This window comes from Variovorax durovernensis, from assembly GCF_977011995.1.
Genome location: NZ_CDRNCW010000002.1, coordinates 934686 through 955658 on the forward strand (window position 1 = coordinate 934686; position 20973 = coordinate 955658).

At 67.9% G+C, this 20973-nt stretch carries 18 protein-coding genes; 3 read left to right on the top strand and 15 right to left on the bottom strand.

Features of this window, described 5'->3' with window-relative positions:
* Positions 1 to 41: 41 nt before the first annotated feature.
* Positions 42 to 488: an SRPBCC family protein gene (locus ACWV14_RS36260; protein ID WP_454908658.1), complete on the bottom strand. Its 447-nt coding sequence runs from the start codon at positions 486 to 488 to the stop codon at positions 42 to 44.
* Positions 489 to 524: 36 nt separating this feature from the next.
* Here ACWV14_RS36260 and ACWV14_RS36265 point away from each other — a divergent pair, with 36 nt between their 5' ends.
* Positions 525 to 1361: a hypothetical protein gene (locus tag ACWV14_RS36265; RefSeq protein ID WP_454908659.1), complete on the top strand. Its 837-nt coding sequence runs from the start codon at positions 525 to 527 to the stop codon at positions 1359 to 1361.
* Between the two features lie 21 nt (positions 1362 to 1382).
* Here the strand turns inward: ACWV14_RS36265 and ACWV14_RS36270 are convergent, their stop codons facing one another.
* Positions 1383 to 2624, bottom strand: a complete 1242-nt coding sequence (locus ACWV14_RS36270) for an MFS transporter (RefSeq protein WP_454908660.1) — start codon at positions 2622 to 2624, stop codon at positions 1383 to 1385.
* A 345-nt stretch (positions 2625 to 2969) separates the two neighbouring features.
* Positions 2970 to 4709, bottom strand: a complete 1740-nt coding sequence (locus tag ACWV14_RS36275) for a methyl-accepting chemotaxis protein (protein ID WP_454908661.1) — start codon at positions 4707 to 4709, stop codon at positions 2970 to 2972.
* Between the two features lie 170 nt (positions 4710 to 4879).
* Here ACWV14_RS36275 and ACWV14_RS36280 point away from each other — a divergent pair, with 170 nt between their 5' ends.
* Positions 4880 to 5686 (top strand): response regulator, encoded by an 807-nt coding sequence (locus ACWV14_RS36280; RefSeq protein ID WP_454908662.1) that lies wholly within the window; start codon positions 4880 to 4882, stop codon positions 5684 to 5686.
* Positions 5683 to 8190 (top strand): 7TM diverse intracellular signaling domain-containing protein, encoded by a 2508-nt coding sequence (locus ACWV14_RS36285; RefSeq protein WP_454908663.1) that lies wholly within the window; start codon positions 5683 to 5685, stop codon positions 8188 to 8190. Before ACWV14_RS36280 ends, ACWV14_RS36285 begins: the two co-directional genes overlap by 4 nt.
* Here ACWV14_RS36285 and ACWV14_RS36290 read toward each other — a convergent pair.
* From ACWV14_RS36290 to ACWV14_RS36345, 12 genes are read right to left on the bottom strand one after another with little or no spacing between them, the layout of a single operon-like run.
* Complete coding sequence (locus ACWV14_RS36290; RefSeq protein WP_454908664.1) at positions 8178 to 9044, bottom strand: isocitrate lyase/PEP mutase family protein; 867 nt, start codon at positions 9042 to 9044, stop codon at positions 8178 to 8180. The genes ACWV14_RS36285 and ACWV14_RS36290 overlap by 13 nt on opposite strands.
* Positions 9041 to 10453 (bottom strand): FAD-dependent oxidoreductase, encoded by a 1413-nt coding sequence (locus ACWV14_RS36295; RefSeq protein ID WP_454908665.1) that lies wholly within the window; start codon positions 10451 to 10453, stop codon positions 9041 to 9043. The genes ACWV14_RS36290 and ACWV14_RS36295 overlap by 4 nt, the downstream gene beginning before the upstream one ends.
* Positions 10450 to 11064, bottom strand: a complete 615-nt coding sequence (locus tag ACWV14_RS36300; RefSeq protein WP_454908666.1) for a cysteine hydrolase family protein — start codon at positions 11062 to 11064, stop codon at positions 10450 to 10452. The genes ACWV14_RS36295 and ACWV14_RS36300 overlap by 4 nt, the downstream gene beginning before the upstream one ends.
* Positions 11061 to 13115, bottom strand: a complete 2055-nt coding sequence (locus ACWV14_RS36305; protein ID WP_454908667.1) for a hydantoinase/oxoprolinase family protein — start codon at positions 13113 to 13115, stop codon at positions 11061 to 11063. The genes ACWV14_RS36300 and ACWV14_RS36305 overlap by 4 nt, the downstream gene beginning before the upstream one ends.
* A complete protein-coding gene (locus tag ACWV14_RS36310) occupies positions 13112 to 14809 on the bottom strand; it encodes a hydantoinase B/oxoprolinase family protein (RefSeq protein ID WP_454908668.1) in 1698 nt (565 codons plus the stop codon). The genes ACWV14_RS36305 and ACWV14_RS36310 overlap by 4 nt, the downstream gene beginning before the upstream one ends.
* Complete coding sequence (locus tag ACWV14_RS36315) at positions 14802 to 15323, bottom strand: LeuD/DmdB family oxidoreductase small subunit (protein WP_454908669.1); 522 nt, start codon at positions 15321 to 15323, stop codon at positions 14802 to 14804. The genes ACWV14_RS36310 and ACWV14_RS36315 overlap by 8 nt, the downstream gene beginning before the upstream one ends.
* Positions 15320 to 16594, bottom strand: coding sequence for a 3-isopropylmalate dehydratase large subunit (locus tag ACWV14_RS36320; RefSeq protein ID WP_454908670.1), 1275 nt, complete (start codon positions 16592 to 16594; stop codon positions 15320 to 15322). The genes ACWV14_RS36315 and ACWV14_RS36320 overlap by 4 nt, the downstream gene beginning before the upstream one ends.
* Before the next feature lie 20 nt (positions 16595 to 16614).
* Positions 16615 to 17580: a tripartite tricarboxylate transporter substrate binding protein gene (locus ACWV14_RS36325; RefSeq protein ID WP_454908671.1), complete on the bottom strand. Its 966-nt coding sequence runs from the start codon at positions 17578 to 17580 to the stop codon at positions 16615 to 16617.
* Between the two features lie 38 nt (positions 17581 to 17618).
* Positions 17619 to 18329: a branched-chain amino acid ABC transporter ATP-binding protein gene (locus ACWV14_RS36330; RefSeq protein ID WP_116910684.1), complete on the bottom strand. Its 711-nt coding sequence runs from the start codon at positions 18327 to 18329 to the stop codon at positions 17619 to 17621.
* Entirely contained in the window at positions 18326 to 19087 is a 762-nt protein-coding gene (locus ACWV14_RS36335) for an ABC transporter ATP-binding protein (protein ID WP_454908672.1), read from the bottom strand. The genes ACWV14_RS36330 and ACWV14_RS36335 overlap by 4 nt, the downstream gene beginning before the upstream one ends.
* Positions 19080 to 20072 carry a branched-chain amino acid ABC transporter permease gene (locus ACWV14_RS36340; protein ID WP_454908673.1) on the bottom strand — a complete coding sequence of 331 codons (993 nt, stop codon included), beginning with the start codon at positions 20070 to 20072 and terminating at the stop codon, positions 19080 to 19082. The genes ACWV14_RS36335 and ACWV14_RS36340 overlap by 8 nt, the downstream gene beginning before the upstream one ends.
* A complete protein-coding gene (locus tag ACWV14_RS36345; protein WP_454908674.1) occupies positions 20069 to 20941 on the bottom strand; it encodes a branched-chain amino acid ABC transporter permease in 873 nt (290 codons plus the stop codon). Before ACWV14_RS36345 ends, ACWV14_RS36340 begins: the two co-directional genes overlap by 4 nt.
* Positions 20942 to 20973 lie beyond the last annotated feature (32 nt).

The following is a 20973-nucleotide window of genomic DNA, read 5'->3' on the forward strand; positions in this document are numbered from 1 at the left end:
CGATGTTTATGCCGCGCGGTGAGCCATGAGCGGCCGAGTCCTTAGCCTGGGATGTCCGGCTCCACCAGCTGCGCTAGGGCGACGAGCGATTCCTGCCAGCCCAGGTAGCACATCTCCACGGGAATCACCTCAGGGATACCTTCCTGCACGACCGATATTTCCGTGCCGCAGGACACCGGGGTCAGCGTCACCGTCGTCTTCATGGTGCCCGGAAGATTGGCATCGTCGAAGGTCGCGTCGTACGCAATGCGCTTGTGCGGGACAAGTTCCAGATACTTTCCGCCGAACGAGTGGCCGTGCCCGGTGCCGAAGTTGGTGAAGGACATGCGCCAGGCGCCCCCGACCACGGGCTCCATGGCGTGGACCTTTCCGGTGAATCCGAACGGTGGCAGCCAGCGCTCGAATGCACTGGGCTCCAGGAACGCCCGGTAGAGACGCTCCGGCGGGGTGCGCATGACGCGATGAAGACGGACGGTGTTGGTAGCCATGGTTGCTGCTCCTGAAGAAAAAGAGGAAGACCCTCAATGGATACGTCGACCGAGCCTCCTCAGGATCGACATGCCGAAAGACTGGGGCAAACCCTGATCGCGGAAGGTCGCAAGGCGAGAAGCGCCGGACTTGCGCCGGGCTTCGGGGCGGCCCGGCAACTTCATAATCCACGCCTTTCCAACAAAGCCGAACGAATCGAAACACCCGTGAGTGCTGCAGATTTTCTCCTGTCCCCCGCCGTGCAAAAGCTCATGCAGGTCCTGTATGCGGCCCCCGATCAACCGTTCTCGGCGGACGAGTTGGCCCGGCAAACCAAGCAGGAGCCGGGCGAGGTGGGCCAGACGCTGGAACACCTCGTCAAGAGCGGCATCCTCGCCAGGCAGAAGGCGGCGGCAGAGCAACCCGAGACCGTCAAGCTGGACCGTTCGTTCGTCTTCTACGGCGAACTGCGCAGCATCGCGCTGAAGTCGTTCGCCGCGGCCGAGCCGATCCGCGCCATGCTGCGCTCCAAGTTCAAGGACTCGGTCGTGCGTGCCTTCGTCCTGGGAGAGGACGCCGACAACGTCATAGAACTGCTGATCGTGCATGGTGCCGTGACGCCTGACGAGACCGCCATGACGGCGGCCTGCAAGAAGCTGTCGAAGGCCCTTCATCGGCATCTGCAGGTGCATGTGATCTCCGCCGCCAGATTCAATGGCCTCGCCGATCACGACACGCTCGCGGCCAAACTGGCGGGCGCTTCGGCGTTCGAGATCATCGCGCCGGGCGACACCAAGGCGCAGTTGCCGGCCGAGCGGCTCGGGCTGCTGCAAAGTGCAAAAAAGAAACTGGCCGCGCTGTCCCTGGCCCAGCACCGGCGGGGGTCGCGGTAAAGCGCCCTACCTCTTCGCGCCCTACCTCGTCGCGCTCGGCGTCACCCCACCGGCACTCCTGTGCCTCGGAATCCAGTACGCCAGCGTCCCAGCCGCGGCAAATGCGATCAGCCCGGTCACGGCGATCCCCGCAGCCAGCGACAGCCCGCCTGCCAGCAGGGACAGCAGCGCCGGACCGCACGAGGAGCCGATGTCGGACATCAAGCGCCATATGCCGAGGAAGTGGGCGCGCCCGTGGCGTGGGGACTGGTCGGCGCCGAGGGTCATGATCATCCCGGACCCGATACCGTTTCCGAAGCCGATGGCCAATGACGCGAGCAACAGCGTCAGGGCGCCGGACGTCAAGGGCATCAGCAGCATGGCCAAGCCCATGATCAGCATCGACGGCACCGCGACCCAGCGCCTGCCTTTCCTGTCCATTACCTTGCCGGCCGGATAGAACACCAGCATGTCGATACCGCCTGCAAGACCGTAGATCAGCGAAGCCACCGAGGGAGCCAGCAGCAGATGGTCGGCCCACAGAGGAATCACGGCCTGGCGCGAAGCGCGCACCGCGCTGACCAGGACCACACCGATGCCGAGCGTGAGGAATACGTGGCGGTGATCCCGCAGCGTCGAGATGACCGAGGTCGAGGCGGGTGCCGCCTGCCCGGGCGGGACCGTTGGCACCTCGAGGTCGGGGATGCGGGCGCCTATCGCGGCGGCCCCCATCACAGCCACGATGCCGACCACATAAGCTGCCTGCAGCCCGAATGCATGCACCGCGGCCGCCGCGAGGAAAGGCCCGGCAAACATGCCGATGCGCATGACGCCGCCCAGCGTCGACAGTGCCCGCGCCCGGTATTCGACAGGCACGGCTTCGGTCATGTAGCTCTGGCGCGCCAGGTTGTAGACCGCCTGCGACATCCCCACCATGAAGCATCCCGTGGCAAACAGGCCCAGATGCGACGTCAGCACGCACAGGAGCATGCCGAGACCGCTCCACACGCCCGCTGCGACGATGGCCCAGCGCTCGCCCCAGCGCATCGTGATCATGGAGGCGGGGATGTTGTTGAGCAGCGAGCCGATGCCGATCATCGCGATCACCAGTGCGGCCATGGGCACGGAAGCCCCCAGGCCGCGCGCCGTCAGCGGCACGATCGGCAGGATGGCGCCCTCGCCCAATCCGAACAACAGCGAGGGCGCAAAAGCCGGTACGGCGATGCGCCACAGGGAGAATGAAGACGCGGGGGAAGAGGTCGAAGCGGCGGGCGGGGATGACATGCGCAGAGGGGTTCGGGTAGTGGCCGTCGCCCGCCTGGCGGACAAGACAGGGCGATTGTCTCGCTGCTGGCGAATTTCTGCAGAGCCTCGGCAACCGGCCGATCACCCGCAGGCGCCCATCCGTTGCAGGGCAAGTGGCGTGTAACAGGACACTTGGTATCGTTTCACGGAACCCTTGCACAAACTTCACCCTGACTTCACCTGCGCCGAGCACACTGCCTTTCGACAGTGGTTCGGCGCTGGTAGAGGCCAGGGAGAAAAAAACCGCTCAGGGAACCGCCTCGATGCCGACCACTGTCACTCCCTCGACGGCCGATACTGCGCCACGCTCCCGGTAGCAGCCAATCAGAAAGTGGCCCAGTCCCTGTCGCTCTCGCGCTGGCCGCCCTTCCTGGGGCCGAGCACGGGCAGGGCCGATGCGCCGTTGGAAATGCGCTGCCCCCGAGCGGATGCCGTGGCGCCCTTTTCGTCGGCACGCCACCCGGCGCCGTGCGTCGCGCTGGAGGAGAGCTCCGTCTCGGCGCGCTCTGCTCGCCAGCCCGTCCCCAATTTGAAGAATTCGACAAGCGAAGAGAGCCGTTCCGCCTGGCTCTTGAGGCTCTCCGCGGCAGCAGCCGATTCTTCGACGAGCGCTGAGTTCTCCTGGGTCATCTGGTCCAGCTGCGTCACCACCGAGTTGATCTGGTCGATCCCGGCCGCTTGCTCGACCGCTCCTGCACTGATCTCGCTGACGGTGTGGGAGACGCGCTGAATGCTCTCGACGATCTTGCCCATCGTCGCGCCTGCATCGTTGACCAATTGGGTGCCCGACCCCACCTTGTCGACCGACGCCTCGATCAGCGTCTTGATTTCCTTTGCTGCGACCGCGCTGCGCTGCGCGAGATTGCGGACCTCGCTTGCCACCACGGCGAAGCCCCTTCCCTGCTCGCCCGCCCTGGCGGCTTCCACGGCCGCGTTCAGTGCCAGGATGTTGGTCTGGAAAGCGATGCCGTCGATCGTGCCGATGATGGCGGCAATCTTCTGCGAACTCCCGTGGATGTCGCGCATGGTCTCCACCACTTCCGAGATGACTTCCCCGCCGTGCACCGCGACCTGCGAGGCGGCCTGTGCCAATTGGTTCGCCTGCAATGCGGCTTCGGACGCTGTCTTGACGGTGGTGGTGAGCTCCTCCATCGATGCCGCGGTCTGCTGAAGGCTGCCGGCCGTCTGCTCCGTGCGGCTGGAAAGATCGACGTTGCCCGAGGCGATCTGGGCGCTCGCCGTGGCCACGGAATCGCTGCTCTCGCGCATGCCGGTAAGGGTCTTGATCAGGTTGTCTCGCATCGCCGCGAGTGCCCTGAGCAAGTCGCCCACTTCGTCCTTGCTGTCGGAGCTCAGGCTTTGGGTGAGGTCACCGCGCGCGACGGCCTCTGCCAGGCCAACGGCTTCCTTCAGCGGCATCACGATGCCCCGCGCGACGCTCCACGACAACAGCACGGCCAGCAAGATGGCAACGCCGGTGCCCGAGGCGATCAGGAAGAAGCCGGTGGAAAACGTCTGGTTGCTCTCTTCGGCCTCGGCCTTGGCACGGTCCTCGTTGTGCTTGACCAGTTGAGCCAGTGACTCCCTCAATGCCAGGAAGGTCTCCCGAGCCTCGCCATTGAGCAGGTCGACGGCATCGGCTCGCCGTTCTTCCTGGATCAGCTGCTCGACTCTGGCGTGCGATGCAGTCCATGCCGGATGCCGGGCCTTCACCTGGTCGTAGATGGATTGCTCGGTCGCATCGCCGATCGAGGCCGGATAGGCCTTGTCGATGTCGTCGTAGGCCTTGTTGGTCTCGGCGATGGACTGCCGGACCGCCGCGGCCTCGGCCGCCGGCATCGTTGCCAGGCGGAATTCGAGCAGGCGCACCCGGTTTGCGATCTCGCTCATCTGGCCCGCATCGCGAACGCTCGCCATTCGCGACGTCACCATGAAATTGGTCTGATCATTCAAGCGGTCGAGCCGGTGGATCGAAAACACGGCCATCACGATCATCAGCAGCACGATGCTGAGAAAGGCAATTGCCAGCTTGGCGGAGATTCGGAGGTTTCTGAGGGGCGTCATGGCAGTTGGGTCCAGGTTGCGGGGCGGGGCGGGGCCGGCACGGTACGTGGCGGCGCGCCCATGTCTATTGCCTCCTATCTATCGGCAGTGGTGACCCACAACGCATCTGACATATGTCATGCCCGGCGTCCTGGGAGGGAGTCACCGATCCCTCGGGCGGCCCTGCTAGAGTGCTGAGGATTCGCGTCGTTCGTCGCGAGAGACGTGCCCTGCGTGATCAGGCTGGCGGTGAATTCGGTGACTCAGGGGCGACGGCGATGGCGTCGAGGATGATGGAAAACGGGAACTTCGACGCAGGAACAACGGCCGACGTGCTGATCGTCGAAGACCAGGCGCTCGTGAGCGCCGGCATGCGCTCCCTTTTGCAGAAGGCCGCACCGCACTACCGGGTGCACGAGGAATCCTCGTATCAAGGGGCGATTGCACGTCTGGCAGCCACCTCGTTCCAGTTCGTTTTCATCGACATCCACCTCGGCTCGGAGGCCTCCGGCCTGGACGTCCTGCGTTTCGTGCGAGAACGCGAAATGCCCTGCCACGCCATCATGCTGTCGGGCGACGACGACCGTGCGATGGTTCTGTCCTGCATCGCGCAGGGCGCATCGGGCTACATCACGAAGGCCACCGGAGATGGCGGCGTCTTCTCTGCCGCCATCGAGACGGTTCTCAACAACGGGATCTATCTTCCAGATTCGATCCTCGAGCGCGCTCCCAGGAACGAGACCGCCGCGGGCGCCTATGGCTGCACCGCCGCATCCCTGGGGCTGGCGCCGAGGCAGCGCGAGGTTCTCTATTACCTGTGCCAGGGCCTGCCCAACAAGGCCATTGCCAATCGCATGGGCATCAGCGAAGGGACGGTCCGAAAGTGCTATGTCTCGGACCTGCTGCGATTCTTCGGCGTGGCCCGGCGCACGGAACTGCTGATCGAGGTGTCGCGCCGGCGCATACGGATTGCCGTGCCGGGCTCGGAGGGTTCATGAAGGCCGCGAAGGCCGCGATTGCCGCGATTGCGGGCCTTCTTCGAATGCTCTTCTGCTGCGCGCTGGTGCTTGCCTGCAATGCCGCCTCGGCCGATGGCGGTCACAGGATGCCGCAGGTGGACTACCTGGTCGAAGACGGCACGCCGCTTTCGTTGTCCGAGGTCACGGCGCTTCCCGAAAATGCCTGGAAACGCAGGCCCTGGTCATCGGCCAGCTATGGCTTCGCAACGGCGCCCTACTGGTTCAGGAGCGATCCGCTCACCGCGGGCTCCGAAGACTCGGGCACCCTGATGGTCGAGGTGGGCTACCCCTTGCTCGATCACCTCGACCTGTACGTCAAGGTCGGCGCTTCTGCGTCCTGGACCCGGTGGAGCCTGGGGGACAGGCAAGCCTTCGAGCAGCGCCCCCACAACGCTCGAAGCTTCGTCGTGCCCGTGTCCGTGCAGCCCGGCGACAGGATCGAGATTCTCGCGAGGGTGCAGACCGAGGGCGCGACGCGCTTTCCCCTGAGCGTGTGGCAACCGCGGCAATTCGAGAAGACCGAACACCTGGCGCTGCTGGTCAATGGCATCTACGTCGGGCTGATGGGCGGGCTCTTCTTCTGCCACCTCATCATCTTCCTGATCGTGCGCGAGCGCATCTACTTTTACTACGTCGGATGGATCCTGATGACCGCGGGATTCGTCCTCAGCTACAACGGCATAGCGTTCCAGTATCTCTGGCCCGAGGCCACGGTATGGAACGACTGGTCCCGGATCGTGTTTCTCTTTCTCGCCGCCGGGCTCTTCACGTCTTTCACGATGCAGTTCGTCAGCAATGCCGCAAACACGCCGCGGCGGTGGCACTGGGCGCCGGTGCTGCTGGCGGTCGCCTTGGCCATGGGAGCGAGCGGGCTGCCCTTTCCACAAGCCGTTCGCATGGCGTTCCTGGTGCAGTTCGTGTCCATCCTGGTCTGCTTCGGTCTTGCGCTCGGCCAGGCCCGGGCCGGCCATGCCCACGCCCGCGTCTTCCTGGTGACGTTCTCGGGTGTCCTGATCGGCGCCGCCCTGCACACGCTGGACATGCTGGGAGTCACCGCGCATTTCGAGACCTCCATCAATTTCGAAGTGGCGCCGCAGGTGGGCTCGGCACTTGCGGTTCTTCTGTTCTCGGCGGCGTTGGCCCACAGGCTGCTCGAAGAGCGCCGCCAGCGCTCCATCGCGACGGAGCTTGCGCAGACCAACGCAACGCTGGCGGACTCCATGCGCGTGCAGCAGGAGCGCTCCGAGCTGCTGCTGAAAATCAAGGACCGTTTGCGCACCGATGCCGAGCGCAGGGACCAGCGGAAATCCCGCTTCCTGGCCGATGCCATTCACGATTTGCGCCAGCCGCTGCAAGTGATCGGGAACGCACTCGAACCCATCGGTGAAGCCATTCAGTCGGGTCACACGGCCGATGCCCTTGGCCTGGCCCGGATGGCGACCCGCGCAGCCGGCAACATGCGCTCCCAACTGGCCGCCATCCTGGATCTCTCGCGGCTGGAGTCGGGCTTCGTGAAGGCGGAACTGTCCGACTTCGACCTGGTGCCGCTGGTCAGGGAAACGGTCGAGCAAACCAGGGCCATCGCCCACGAAAGCGACACCTGGGTCGAATTCGATCCGCCCCCGGGGAAGCCGGTGTTCGTGAGGAGCGACCGCCACTTCCTTCAGCGCATTCTTTTGAATCTCATCAGCAACGGCATCAAGTACCGATCCGCGGAAGGGGGACGCCGCAGCCACGTGCGCCTCCTGCTGACGCTGCATGGACAGCACACGCGCCTGGCCATTCAGGACAACGGCCTCGGAATATCCGAAGAGGCACTGCGCAGCGACATCATCTTCCGACCCTTCGTCCAGTTGAACAATCAACATGCGGAAGCGGCGGACAAGGGCGTGGGCCTGGGGCTGTCGATCGTCTCGGCCATGCTGGACCTGCTCGACGGCCACCAGCTCTCCATCCAGTCCGAGGTAGGTGTGGGAAGTACCTTTACGCTGGAGATTCCGGCATCCGTGATCGCACCGGCCTTCGACGCCATTCCACTCGACGACTTCATGGCCGGCGGCGTCGAAGCGAGCCGCGGAAAGTATGTCGTGCTGCTCGAGGATGATGAACTGGTCAGGGAGTCGCTCGCCGCGGTATTCAGCGCGCACGGCGTGTTGTACGAAGCCTGGGGGTCGATCGATGAGATGCGGCAGCAACTGCCCCTGACCGAGCGGGCGCCCGATGTCCTGCTCAGCGACTATCGCTTGCCGGACGGGAAAACCGCGCTCGATGCGATCGAACTGATGCAAGCGCACTGGGGCGATGTGCCCACCCTCATCCTCACCGGCGAGTCGCTGAATTCGTATGCGCTCACGTCCTTGCGAGGGATCCCGATCTGCTACAAGCCCATCGCGCCTCTGGACCTGCTTCGGCGGATTGCCGCCAGTGCGAGGCGCGTGGCCGGGCCGTCGGGTCCTGCCGGCGACGCCAATCATTCGCCGTAGCTTTTTCCGACCCGCATCAGCTCCGGCGTACCGATCACCTCGTTGAGCGCGTCGAAATCCAGCATCTGCGAGCGCCAGGGCTGCGTGGTGCGGTGCCGGTGCAGGCTCGCGTAGTAGCCCTGCAGGGTATGCACCACCGCGCGGGCCGTACCGCCCGGGAAGATGGCGATGCGAAAACCGTGCTTCTGCAGCGCGTCCGCATCCTGGATCGGCGTCTTGCCGCCTTCGACCATGTTGGCCAGCAGCGGCACCCGGTGCGCGAAGCGACTGCAGGCTGCATCCATCTGCTCGGGCGAGCGCAGCGCCTCGATGAAGAGCGCGTCCACACCGCATGCGAGGTAGGCCTCGGCCCGGTCCAGCGCGGCGTCCAGCCCTTCCACCGCCACTGCGTCGGTGCGGGCCAGGATCAGCGTGTCGCTCGACGCGCGCGCGTCTAGCGCGGCCTTGAGCTTGCCGACCATCTCGCGCTCGGGCACCACAGCCTTGCCGTCGAGGTGTCCGCAGCGCTTGGGAAAGGTCTGGTCCTCGATCTGGATCATGGCCGCGCCCGCGCGTTCGAAACCGCGCACGGTGCGCTGCGTGTTCAGTGCATTGCCGAAGCCGGTGTCGGCGTCGACGATCACCGGCAGGCGCACGCGCTCGGTGATGTGCGCAAGCGTGTCGGCCACCTCGGTGAAAGTCGTCAGGCCGATGTCGGAACGGCCGAGCCGCGTGTAGGCGATGGACGCGCCTGAAAGGTACAGCGCCTCGAAGCCGGCCTGTTCGGCCACCAGCGCGCTCAACGCGTCGTATACGCCGGGGGCCAGCACCACGTCGGGCTTTGCCAGGCGGCTCTTGAGGTTGTGATTCGTCATGCGGACGTCTCCTTGGATCGAATGAGCGCGGCTGCCGTGCGCGCCGCGATGAAGCCGCCAGCCACGGCGCTCAGCAGTCCGTTGCCGGAGAGATAGCCCCACACCGCGTCGCCGGAAACGCCACCGGCCGCGCCGCCCGCGGCCAGCAGGTTGGGCAAGGGGGTGCCGTCCTCGCGCAGCACGCGCGTGTCGGCCGCAATGTCGAGGCCGCCCTGGGTGTGGAAGAGCGCGCCCGTCACCTTGACGGCGAAATACGGCGCATCGAGCGCGCGTGCGAACACGCGGCCGTCAGGTGTCGGCGTGCTGTCTCGCAGTGCGTCGAGCGTCCCTTGCAACACGGCTTCGTCGCAGCCGATGCAGGCGGCCAGTTCGTGCGCCGACTCGCAGCGGCGCAAGGCACCGGCCGCTTCGGCATCGCAAAAATCCGGGAAGCTGCGTGCCAGCGCGAGCAGTGGTGTGTCGAACACGTTCCATGCCACGCCGCCGGGCTGTGCCAGCACATGGACCGCAGCCTCCGAGTAGCCCTGTGTCTCGTCGTGGAAACGGCGCCCCTCGCGGTTGATCTGCACGCCGCCTTCCATCATCACGGCCCACGACATGAGCGCGCCCTGCGGCGTGACCCAGGAGCCGTGCCCCTGGTAGCCGCCCAGGTCGCGCAGCCGCGCGCCCAGCGCCTGTCCCCAGAGGACGGCGCTACCGTCGTTGCCAACGTGCCCGCCGAAGGCGGCCTCAGCCATCTCTGGCAGCAGCGAGCGCACCATCTGCGCATTGCCCCCGAAGCCGTTGCAGGCCAGCAGCAGCGCATCGCAGCCTAGCGTCTCGCGCCGGCCGTCGGGGCGCAGGTAGTCAATACCGATCACGCGGTCGTCGGCGTCGAGCACCAGCGTCTCGACCACGGCTTGCGTCAGCACCGGAATGCCCGCGGCTTCGGCCGCCGCCTGGAGCCTTGCCATCAGCGCGGCACCGGTCTTCTGGGGCAGCGTGTGCATGCGGCGCACGCTGTGGCCGGGGTAGAGAAAGCCGTCGAGCAGCGTCCAGTCGAAGCCGTGGAGCGCCTGCAGCGCATCGAGGGCCGGGCCGATCGCGGCCACATACGCATCGACGAGCACGGGCGCGGCGCTGCCGTGCGCCTTGGCCTGGATGTCGGCGGCGAATCGCGCGGCGCTGTCGTCGACACCGTGTTCGCGTTGCACGCGCGTGCCCGGCGCGGGAATGAAGCCCGAGGACAGTGCCGTCGATCCGCCCGGCTGCGCACCGCGTTCGAGCACCACGCAATCGACGCCTGCGTCGGCCAGCATCAGCGCGGCCGTGAGTCCGCAGGCCCCGCCTCCGACGATGGCCACGGACACATGCGCGTCGGCCTGAAGCAACGCCGCGCGGCGAATGGTTCGCACAGGCGCCATCGTCATGCCAGCGAATCAGCGAAGGGTTGGCAAGCCGTGACCTCGGCCACGTTGCGCATGTCGGCCAGCGAGGTCTGATGGCGCTCCTCGCCGAAGGCCGCGCAGCCGTCCGCAAGCACCAGCGTGCGGTAGTCGCGCATGTGGGCGTCGCGAACGGTGCTCGCCACACCGCCGTTGGTCACGATGCCGCACACGGCCACCGTGTCGATGCCTGCGCGGCGCAGCACCCAGTCGAGCTGGGTGTTGAAGAAAGCCGAGTACGCGACCTTGCTGACCGTCACGTCGACAAGGCCCGCGAGCGCATCCACGTTCGCCTGACCCCAACTGCCGGGCGCGAAGTCGCCCTTGGTCAGGTAGGGGCGCAGCGCCTTGAGATGCGGCGACACCATCGGTTCGCCGGCCGCATCGGGCCACAGCGTGAATTGGCTCGCGACGACCAGCCCGCCGGCCGCCTTGAGCGCGCGTGCGACGACTGCCACTCGGGCAGGCAACAGCAGCGCGGGCGGATTGGAATCGCCACCGCGCGCGTAGGCGCCTTTCGGGTCCAGAAAGTCATTCTGCAGATCGATGATGATCAGCGCCGTCTTGGCCGCGACGATGGGTTTGCCTTCGCTCATGACGGCCTCACCAGCAGATTCCCGTGCGCATCGACCTCGGCATGGAAGCCCGGTTCGAGCCACACGGTGGTGTCGGCCTGCTCGAGGACGGCAGGACCGTCGATGCGCGCACCCACCGGCAGCCCGAGGCGGGCGTAGCGCACGGCGTCGTGCCACTGGCCTTGGTGGAACACGCGCTGCGTGCCCAGCGGCGCAGTGCTGCCCTCGCCTTCTGGCGCCAGCACGGCCAGGTCGAACTTGGGGCGCACGCCGATGCGCGCATAGCGCAGGTTCATCACGCGAATCGCGATGCCGTCGAGCACGCGGCCGAAGGCGGCGGTGTAAGCGGCTTCGAAGGCGGCGCGGATCGATGCGGCGGTCAGCGGCGTCTTGCCCGCGTCGGCCATCGTCACCGGCAGCGTGTGCGTCTGGCCCGCATAGAGCATGTCGAGCGCCACCACCTCGCGCACTTCGTCGAAGCGCACGCCCGAAGAATCCAGCCGCTGCTGGCAGCTGGAGGCCAGCTCGTCGATGCGGCGCCGCAGGTCGGCCACATCGAGATCCGCCAGCGGCGTGTTGAGGGTCTGCACCGCGTCATGGCGCATGTCGGCGATCACGCAGCCCAGCGCCGAGGTGACGCCGGGGTAGCGCGGCACGATGCCGGTGGCCACGCCCACTTCGCGCATCATCGCGCACACATGCAGCGCACCGCCGCCGCCAAAGGGCATGTAGGCGAAGCGCCGCGGGTCGTGCCCGCGCTCGATGGACACCAGGCGGATCGCGCCGGCCATGCGTGCGTTGGCCACGGTCAGGATCGCTTCCGCCGCCGCATGCACGTCGAGCCCCAGCGGGCGCGCCACGTGTGTCTCGATGGCCTCGCGCGACTTCTGCGCATCCAGCGCCGCGAGCAAGCCGCCACCCAGCGGCCGGTCGGCGGCGATGCGCCCGAGCAGCACGTTGGCATCGGTCACCGTCGGGCGCATGTTGCCTCGTCCATAGCAGGCCGGCCCAGGCACGCTGCCCGCCGACTCCGGACCGACCTGGAGCATGCCGCTGGCGTCGACGGACGCGATCGAGCCACCGCCTGCGCCGATGGTCTCGATCTGGATCATCGGCGAGCGGATCACCATCCCGAACTCGATGGCGGTCTGCGCCGCCAGCGCGGCCTCGCCGTTCGCCACCAGCGACACATCGAACGAGGTGCCGCCCATGTCGCCGGTGATCGCGTTCGGAAAGCCCGTCGCGCGCGCGATCGCCGCGCAGGCGATCACGCCCGCCGCCGGGCCCGAGAGCGCGGTGCGCACCGGCAGGTCGCTCGCGGTCTGGCGCGACATCACGCCGCCGTTGCTTTGCACCACCAGCAATTCGCCCGCGAAGCCCTGCGCGCGCAGGTCGCTCTCGAGGCGGCCCAGGTAGCTGCCCACCACCGGCTGCAGCGCCGCGTTGAGGGTTGCGGTCGAGCAGCGTTCGAACTCGCGGATCTCGGGCAACACCTCGCTGGCCGAGGTGACGTGCGGGTTCGGCCAGATCTCGCGCACCGCCGCCGCCGCGAGGCGCTCGTTCTCGGGGTTGGCGTAGGTGTTGATGAAGAACACGCACACCGCCTCGCAGCCGGCTTCGAGCAGCGAACGTGCTTCGGCGCGCACCTGCTCCAGGTCGACTGCCGTGTGCAGCGTGCCGTCGGCCAGCACGCGCTCGTCGACCTCGCGGCGCAGGTCGCGCGGCACCACCGGCAGGAAGCTGCCGCGCAGGCCCCAGGTCTGCGGCCGGTCGCGGCGGCGCATCTCGAGCACGTCGCGAAAGCCGCGCGTGGTGATGATGCCGGTGCGCGCCACCTTGCGCTCCAGCAGTGCGTTGGTGCCGACCGTGGTGCCGTGCACGATGGTGGCGATGGCCGCGGCCGAATCGGCCACGCGCGCCACGCCGTTCATGAAGCCGCGCGCTTCTTCGCCGCGCGTGGAAGGCACCTTGACGATGCGCGCGGTGCCGTTGGCTTCGTCGAGCACGAAGAGGTCGGTGAAAGTGCCGCCGACATCGACGCCGACGACCAGGGATTTGCCAGGGGAAGTCATTGGGATGCTTTCTTGTCGTTGCCGCCGCTCACGTAACCCATGGCGACATCGGCCGCGCGCTGCTGCGCGGGCCGCTCGGCGGCGTGGCCCCAGCCGCCGCCGCCGGGGGTTTCAAGGCGCACGCGTTCGCCACGCGCCAGCGTGATGCCGCGCATCTTCGACACCATGGGCGGCGTGTGCCATTCGCCGGCGTTCTCGTAGCGGAACACGTTGACGGCACCGCTGCCGCCTCCCGCGATGCCCTTGGGCGGCGAAGTGCCGCGCTCGCCGAAGACGAACACCTCGGCATCCTTCTCGAGCAGCTCGATTTCATAGACGGCCCCGAGGCCGCCACGGTGCTGGCCGTCGCCGCCGGAGTCGGCGCGCAGCGACCATTCGGTGAATCGCACGGGATACGCGGCTTCGAGAATCTCGAGCGGCGGAATCGTTGCCGTGGAGATGGGCGCGTTGCCGTGCGCCAGGCCGTCTCCGCTCGAATGGCCCCCGTGGCCGCCGCCGAAGAAGCTGAACATCACCCAGCGCTGGCCCTCGCGGCCCTTGTCGCTGCGGTGCCCGGCAATCGACAGCGCGTTGATGGTGCCGTAGGCCTGTGCCACCGCGCGCGTGGGATCGGCCTGCGCGGCGGCGCTGAAGATCACGTCGATCATGCGCAGGATGGTCTCCGTGTAGCCGCCGACCGGGCGCGGGCGCTCGCAGCTGATCACGAGCTTGTCGGGAATCACGAAGTCCACCGCGTCGAGCACGCCCGCGTTCGCGGGTACGTCGGGAAACAGGTGCTTGAGCGCCACGTAGCAGGCAGCCACCGCGGTTGCGCGCGAGATGTTCACCGGGCCAGCGCATTGCGGCGAAGTGCGCGAGAAGTCGAGCGTGAGCCGGTCGCCCGCCACGGTCATGTCGAGCGCGATGGTCAGCGGCTCGTTGACGATGCCGTCGTTGTCCAGCACGTCCTCGAAGCTGTAGCGGCCGTCGGGCAGCGAGGCGATGTGCGAGCGCATAAGGCGCAGCGCGCGGCCGCGCAGTTCGCCCAGCGCGTTCAGCACCAGATCGTCGCCGTACTCGTCGAGCAGGCCGTTCAGCCGCCTGGCGCCAAGCTCCAGCGCGGCGAGCTGGCCGTTCAGGTCGCCCCAGAGGCTGTCGGGCAGGCGCGTGTTGGCCTGCAGGATGGCGAGCACGTCGGCGTCGAGTTCGCCGTTGCGCACGATACGCACCGGCGGGATCTGCACCGCCTCCTGCCAGCACTCGGTGGCGGCGGGGTTGTAGTTGCCGGGTACCGCGCCGCCGACGTCGTGCCAGTGGGCGGCCGAGGCCATGTGGCAATACAGCTTGCCGTTGCGGAAGAAGGGCTTGACCAGCTTGAAGTCGTTGGCGTGCGTGCCGCCGTCGTAGGCGTCATTGCTGATCCAGACGTCGCCGTCTTTCATCCCGCCGCGGGCGTCGGCGGCCTTGGCCGTGGCCCGCACCGCGAAGGCCATGGCGCCCACGAACACCGGCAGGCCCGACTTGCCCTGCACCAGCGTGTCTCCGGTGACGGCGTCGTAGAGGCCGTGGCAGGCATCGTGCGCCTCGGCAATGATGGGATTGAACGCGCTGCGATAGAGCGTGGCGTCCATTTCGTCGGCCACCTGCTCGAGGCGGCCGCGCAGCACGGCGAGCGTGACGGGGTCGAGGGTCGGGGCGGAAGAAGGATCAGGCATCGGGGGCTTTCGTGAAGGCGGGGCGGCCAGTGCGCTGGCGAAGCTGGTTCAACAATCCGCCGGCGCGGACCATGTCCATGAGAAATCCGGGCACCGGCTCGCAGGCCAGGCGCCGGGCGCCGGGCGCGACGATTTCGGGCGAGCCCGTGTCGAGGGCGATCTGCTCGCCCTCGCTCAGCGTCTCTGCCTCGGCGCAGGTCAGCAGCAGCAGGCCCACGTTGAAGGCGTTGCGAAAGTAAAGGCCGCTGTACGAGGGCGCGATGACCGCCGTCACGCCCAGCTGCACCAGCACGGCGGCGGCCTGCTCGCGCGAGGAGCCGATGCCGAAGTTGGGCCCGGCCACCAGCACGTCGCCGGGCTCCACGCCCGCGGCGAAGTCGGGCCGTATGGCCTCCAGGCAGTGCTTCGCGATCACGTCGATGCCGTGCTTCATGGCATGGCCCGGCGCGAGCAGGTCGGTGTCGATGTCGGCGCCCAGGCGCCAGACGCGATGGGTGGCCCGGGTGACGCTCATGCCAGCACCTCGCGCGGATCGGTCACGCAGCCGCGCAGTGCCGCGGCCGCTACCGTGTAGGGCGAACCCAGGTACACCTGCGCGGTCGGCGAGCCCATGCGGCCCTTGAAGTTGCGCGCCGTGGTCGAGATGACGGTGATGTCGTCGCCCATCGGGTCGCCATAGCCCGAGCAGGCACCGCACGCGGTCGGAAACAGCTCGGCGCCCGCGTCCATCAGCGCCTGCAGCACGCCCTCGGCGCGCGCCTGCTCCTGGTCCTGGATGCTGGCGGGCGCGACGATCAGCCGAATGCCGGCCGCCACCTTGTGCCCGCGCAGCACCTGCGCCGCGGCGCGCAGGTCGTCGAGCTTGGCGCCGGTGCACGCGCCGATGTAGGCCACGTCCACGTGCATGCCCGCATAGCGGCTCACGCCGTGCGAATTGGCCGGGCTGTGTGGCGCGGCGATGTGCGGCTCCAGCGTGGCGGCGTCGAAGTGGTGGCGCGTGAAGTCCGCGTCTTCGTCCGTGAACCAGCGCGCCGTGTCGGCGCGCGGTGCGCCCGCGCCTTCGAGGAAGGCGGCCGTGGTCTCGTCGGGCGCGATAAGCCCGGCCTGCGCGCCCAGCTCGGCGCTCATGTTCGACAGCGTCATGCGCTCCTGCATCGACAGCGCGGCCACCGCCGGTCCCGCGAACTCCACCGCCTGGTAGCGTCCGCCATTCATGCCGAAGCGGCCGATCATGTGCAGCATCATGTCCTTGGCGGTCACGCCCGCGGGCAGCGCGCCGTCCCACCACATGCGGATGGTCTCGGGCACGCGCAGCCAGATCTCGCCGGTGACGACCACGCCCAGCATCTCGGTGCTGCCCACGCCGAACATGTAGGCGCCGAATGCCCCGCCCGTGGGCGAGTGCGAGTCGCCACCCACGCACAGCATGCCGGGGCGGATGTGGCCGTGCTGCGGCACCACCACGTGGCAGATGCCCTGGCTGTCGTAGACGTGCGGCAACTGCTGCTCGCGCGCCCAGTCGCGCGCGATGCGCACGATGCGACGCGAGTCGTCGTCGCGCTCGGGCACGTAGTGGTCCATCACCAGCACGATGCGCGAGCGGTCCCAGATCTGCGCGCCCAGTTCCTCGAGCATGGGCTTCAGGCGGCGCGGGCCCGAGGAGTCGTGGAACATGGCGAGGTCGACGCCGCAGGTCACGATCTCGCCCACGGCCACCTGCTCGCGACCGCTCGCGCGCGCGATGAGCTTCTGCGCCAGTGTCTGCGGCGCTGTCCGCCTTGGCATTCGGGTTGCTGCGGAAGGGCTCATTCCGGCTTGGCTCCTGAGAATTTGACGACCTTGGCCCAGCGCGGGATCTCGCTCTGCACGAACGCGGCGAACTGCTCGGGCGAGTTGCCGACCGGGACGGCTCCCTCGGTGTCCAGCCGCTTGAGCATGTCGGGCTGCTGCAGCGCATGGCGCGCCGCGTCACTGAGCTTGCGTGCCACCTCGGCAGGCAGGCGCGCCGGGCCGAACAGGCCGAACCACGCGCTCGACTCGTAGCCGGGCAAGGCCTCCGCGATGGCCGGCACGTCGGGGAACGCGGGCAGGCGCCTGGCCGTGGTGACGCCCAGCGCCTTGAGCTTGCCGGCCTGGATGTGGGCCTTGACGTTGCCCACCGCCGCGAACATCAGCTGCACCTGGCCTGCGAGCAGGTCCTGCACGGCGGGCGCGGTGCCTTTGTAGGGGATGTTCACGATGTCCACGCCCGACTGCATCTTGAAGGCCTCGCCCGCCATGTGCAGCGACGAGCCCACCGCGCCGATGGCGAAATTGAGTTGCCCGGGCCTGGCCTTGGCCAGCGCGATGAGCTCGCGCACATCCTTCACCGGCAGGCTGGGGCTGGCCACCAGGATGGACGGCGAGGTCGCCACGCAGGTCAGCGCGGTGAAGTCCTTTACTGGGTCGAAGGGCAGCGTGGGGTACAGCGTGGCGTTGATGGCGTGGCTGGTGAAGCTCAGCAGCAGCGTGTTGCCGTCGGGCGCGGCCTTGGCGACCGCGTCGGCGGCGATGTTGCCGCCTGCGCCGGGCTTGTTCTCGACGATGACGGTGCGGCCCAGCGCGGGGCCCATGCTGACGGCCAGCGAGCGCGCGAGCGTGTCGGTCGAGCCGCCGGCGGGCGCGCCGACGAGGATGCGCACGGGCGCGTTGCCGACCTGCGCACGGGCACCGGCGGCAAAGGCCAGCGCGGCCAGTGCGGGGGGCGCGATGAGGATGTCACGGCGTTTCATCTGGAGGTCTCCTTGTATTTTTGAAAGGCTCGAGGGGTTCACAGGCCCAGGTACGCACGCCGCAGCTCGTCGCTGCCCAGCAGTGCATCGGGCTTGCCGGAGAAGCGCACGCTGCCGTTCTCCAGCACGTAGGCGCGGTCGGCGATCTCCAGCGACTGGCCCACGTTCTGCTCGACCAGCAGCACCGCGAGGCCGCCGTCGCGCAGCTCGCGAATGAGCGTGAACATCTCTTCCACCAGCAGCGGCGAGAGGCCGAGCGAGGGCTCGTCGAGGATCAGCAGCACCGGCTCGGCCATGAGGCCGCGCGCGATGGCCAGCATCTGCTGCTCGCCGCCGCTCATGGTGCCGGCGTGCTGCGCCATGCGTTCGCGCAGGCGCGGGAAGATGTGGAACATCTTCTCGACGTTGGCCGCGCGGCGTTCGCGTGCGCGGGTGAAGGAGCCGAGCTCCAGGTTCTCCAGCACGCTGAGGTTGGGAAACACCTTGCGGCCTTCCGGCACCTGGATGAGGCCGGCCTTGACCACGTCGCGGTAGTGCGCGCCGCTCAGGTCCTTGCCGTCGAAGCGCACGGTGCCGCTCCACGCGGGCACCAGGCCGCAGACCACCTTGTTGAGGGTCGACTTGCCCGCGCCGTTGCTGCCGAGCAGCGCGACCATCTCGCCGGCGTCGACCTGCAGATCGACGCCGCGCAGCACCTCCACGCGGCCGTAGCCGCCGCGCAGGCCCTGGATATCGAGCAATGCGCTCATGCGGATGCTCCCGCAGCGGCCTTGCGCAGCCGCGCCGCCGTGCCGTGCCCGAGGTACGCCTCGACGACCCGGTCGTCGGAAGTCACCTGCGCGGGGTTGCCCTCGGCGATGAGCCGGCCCTGCGCCAGCACCCACACGTGCTCGGCGAGGTTCATCACGGCCTGCATCACGTGTTCGATCATCAGCACGGTCACGCCGCTGTCGGCGATGCCGCGCACCACCGGCATCATCTCGGCGATCTCCTGGGGGTTGAGGCCTGCGAGCACTTCGTCGAGCAGCAGCAGGCGGGGCCGCGTGGCGAGCGCGCGGGCAAGTTCCAGGCGCTTGCGGCCGGCCACGGTGAGGTCCGACGCGGGTTTGTCCAGCTGCGGCGCCAGGCCCACCCGCAGCGCGACCGCCTCGGCGTTGCGCAGTGCCTCGGCGCGGTTGCGCACGTGCAGGTGCGCGCCCACGGCGATGTTCTCGCGCACGGTCTGCGCGGCGAAGGGCTTCACGATCTGGAAGGTGCGCGTCATGCCGAGCACGGCATTGCGGTGCGGCTCGTGGCCGGTGATGTCCTGCCCGGCGAAGCGCACGCTGCCGGTGTCGGGCTTCAGGAAGCCGGACATCAGCGCGAACAGCGTGGTCTTGCCAGCGCCGTTGGGGCCGATCAGCGCCGTGAGGCTGCCCTGCGTCACGGCCAGGCTCACGTCCTGCACGGCCTTCAGGCCGCCGAAGGAGCGCGAGATGCCGTCGAGTTTCAACAAGGGCTCAGTCATTGCGGCCTCCCTTCGCCTTCCACAGCTGCCGCACCGACAGGCCCAGGCCCGCCACGCCGCGCGGCAGGAAGATCACGATCAGCACGAGCACCGTGCCGTAGATGACCATGTTGATGCCCGGCAGCTCGCCGAACAGGTTGCGCGTGAGGTCCGACAGCAGATGCAGCACGGCCGCGCCCAGCACCGGCCCCCACAGCGTGCCCATGCCGCCCACGATGGCCGCGACCAGCGCCTCCACCGAGGTGACGGAGCCGTAGGCGATGCCCGCGTCGATGTACTGGAACACCTGCACATAGAACGCACCGGCCGCGCCCATGAAGGCGGCCGACAGGCCGATGGCCGCGAGCTTGACGCGAAACGGGTTCACGCCCACGGCGCGCGCGGCGTCCTCGTTGTCGCGCACCGCCTGCAGGTAGGCACCGAAGCGGCCGTTGCGCAGCCACCAGGTCACGAGCAGCGCCACGACCACCATCGCCAGCACCACCCACAGGTAGCCCGCGCGCGACGCGAACTGCATGTTCCCCACCGCTTCGCGCAGCGGCACCATGAGGCCGACACCACCGCCGGTGAACGGCACGGAGGTCGCGACGATGCGGAACACCTCGGCGAAGGCCAGCGTGACCAGCGCGAAGTAGGAGCCCTTCAGGCCATAGCGGAAGGTGAGCGCGCCGACGAAAAGGCCCACCACCGCGGCACCGGCCACCGCCAGCGGCAGCGCGACCCACGCGTTGATGCCACCCTGCAGCTGCGCGATGGCCTGGATGTAGGCACCGGTGCCGAAGAACAGCGCGTGCCCGAAGGAGAACTGCCCGCCGAAGCCGCCGAGGATGTTCCAGGCCTGCGCGATGAGCGTGGCGTAGAGCGCCATCATCACGAAGTTCAGCATGACGCCCGACTGGGTGACCAGCGGAACGCAGCCGACGGCCACGGCGAAGAGCGCGATGGCCGCGAGCTGCTTGTATCCGGTGTTGACGCCCTCTTTCATGCCTTGGCTCCGAACATGCCCTGCGGGCGGAACAGCACCACGCCGATGAAGATGGCGAAGATGCCGATCTGCCCGAGCGACTCACCCAGGTACAGGCCGCCGAGCGACTCGACCACGCCCACGAGGAAGCCGCCGATGAGCGCGCCCACGAAACTGCCCATGCCGCCGAGCACGACGATGGTGAAGGCCACCAGCACGAAGCCGCTGCCGACCTGCGGGTTGACGTAATACGCGGGCAGCAGGAAGCAGGCGGCCGCGCCGAGGCAGGCCAGGCCGATGCCGAAGCTCATGGCGTACACGTGGTCGACGTCGATGCCCATGAGCTTGGCGCCCTCTTTCTCCTTGGCGACGGCGCGAATGGCGCGGCCCAGGTCGGTGCGGCCCATGATCCAGAACAGGATGCCCGAGACCACGAGCGCGCCGGCGAAGGCGACGAGCTTGGGCACGGCGATCATGGCGGGGCCGATGGCCACGGTGCTCAGCGAATAGGCGGTCTCGATGCTGCGGGTGTCCGACTTGAAGAACAGCAGCGCGAGGTTCTCCATGACGATGGCGATGCCCAGCGTGGCGAGCAGGATGTTCTCGTCCTTGCCGTGGCCTGCCTTGTTGATGACGATGCGCTGCAGCGCGTAGCCCAGCGCAAACATGCCAACAACGGCAATGGGCAAGGCCATGTAGGGGTCGATGCCCCAGCGTTCCTTCAGGAAGTACACGGCGTACAGGGCCAGCATCAGGCATGCGCCATGGGCGAAGTTGATGATGTGCAGCACGCCGTAGATGAGCGTGAGTCCCACGGCGATCAGGGCGTACACGGCGCCTGTCGTCAGTCCGTTGAGGACCGATGGGAAGAGGATGTTGATGTCTGGCATGTGGCTCGCTGGTGCTTGGCTTCTTGTCTCTT

Excerpts from the sequence above, each read along its gene's own strand:
- ACWV14_RS36260 (WP_454908658.1), bottom strand. The coding sequence starts at position 488 with ATGGCTACCAACACCGTCCGTCTTCATCGCGTCATGCGCACCCCGCCG.
- ACWV14_RS36265 (WP_454908659.1), top strand. The coding sequence starts at position 525 with ATGGATACGTCGACCGAGCCTCCTCAGGATCGACATGCCGAAAGACTG.
- ACWV14_RS36270 (WP_454908660.1), bottom strand. The coding sequence starts at position 2,624 with ATGTCATCCCCGCCCGCCGCTTCGACCTCTTCCCCCGCGTCTTCATTC.
- ACWV14_RS36275 (WP_454908661.1), bottom strand. The coding sequence starts at position 4,709 with ATGACGCCCCTCAGAAACCTCCGAATCTCCGCCAAGCTGGCAATTGCC.
- ACWV14_RS36285 (WP_454908663.1), top strand. The coding sequence starts at position 5,683 with ATGAAGGCCGCGAAGGCCGCGATTGCCGCGATTGCGGGCCTTCTTCGA.
- ACWV14_RS36290 (WP_454908664.1), bottom strand. The coding sequence starts at position 9,044 with ATGACGAATCACAACCTCAAGAGCCGCCTGGCAAAGCCCGACGTGGTG.
- ACWV14_RS36295 (WP_454908665.1), bottom strand. The coding sequence starts at position 10,453 with ATGACGATGGCGCCTGTGCGAACCATTCGCCGCGCGGCGTTGCTTCAG.
- ACWV14_RS36300 (WP_454908666.1), bottom strand. The coding sequence starts at position 11,064 with ATGAGCGAAGGCAAACCCATCGTCGCGGCCAAGACGGCGCTGATCATC.
- ACWV14_RS36305 (WP_454908667.1), bottom strand. The coding sequence starts at position 13,115 with ATGACTTCCCCTGGCAAATCCCTGGTCGTCGGCGTCGATGTCGGCGGC.
- ACWV14_RS36310 (WP_454908668.1), bottom strand. The coding sequence starts at position 14,809 with ATGCCTGATCCTTCTTCCGCCCCGACCCTCGACCCCGTCACGCTCGCC.
- ACWV14_RS36315 (WP_454908669.1), bottom strand. The coding sequence starts at position 15,323 with ATGAGCGTCACCCGGGCCACCCATCGCGTCTGGCGCCTGGGCGCCGAC.
- ACWV14_RS36320 (WP_454908670.1), bottom strand. The coding sequence starts at position 16,594 with ATGCCAAGGCGGACAGCGCCGCAGACACTGGCGCAGAAGCTCATCGCG.
- ACWV14_RS36325 (WP_454908671.1), bottom strand. The coding sequence starts at position 17,580 with ATGAAACGCCGTGACATCCTCATCGCGCCCCCCGCACTGGCCGCGCTG.
- ACWV14_RS36330 (WP_116910684.1), bottom strand. The coding sequence starts at position 18,329 with ATGAGCGCATTGCTCGATATCCAGGGCCTGCGCGGCGGCTACGGCCGC.
- ACWV14_RS36335 (WP_454908672.1), bottom strand. The coding sequence starts at position 19,087 with ATGACTGAGCCCTTGTTGAAACTCGACGGCATCTCGCGCTCCTTCGGC.
- ACWV14_RS36340 (WP_454908673.1), bottom strand. The coding sequence starts at position 20,072 with ATGAAAGAGGGCGTCAACACCGGATACAAGCAGCTCGCGGCCATCGCG.
- ACWV14_RS36345 (WP_454908674.1), bottom strand. The coding sequence starts at position 20,941 with ATGCCAGACATCAACATCCTCTTCCCATCGGTCCTCAACGGACTGACG.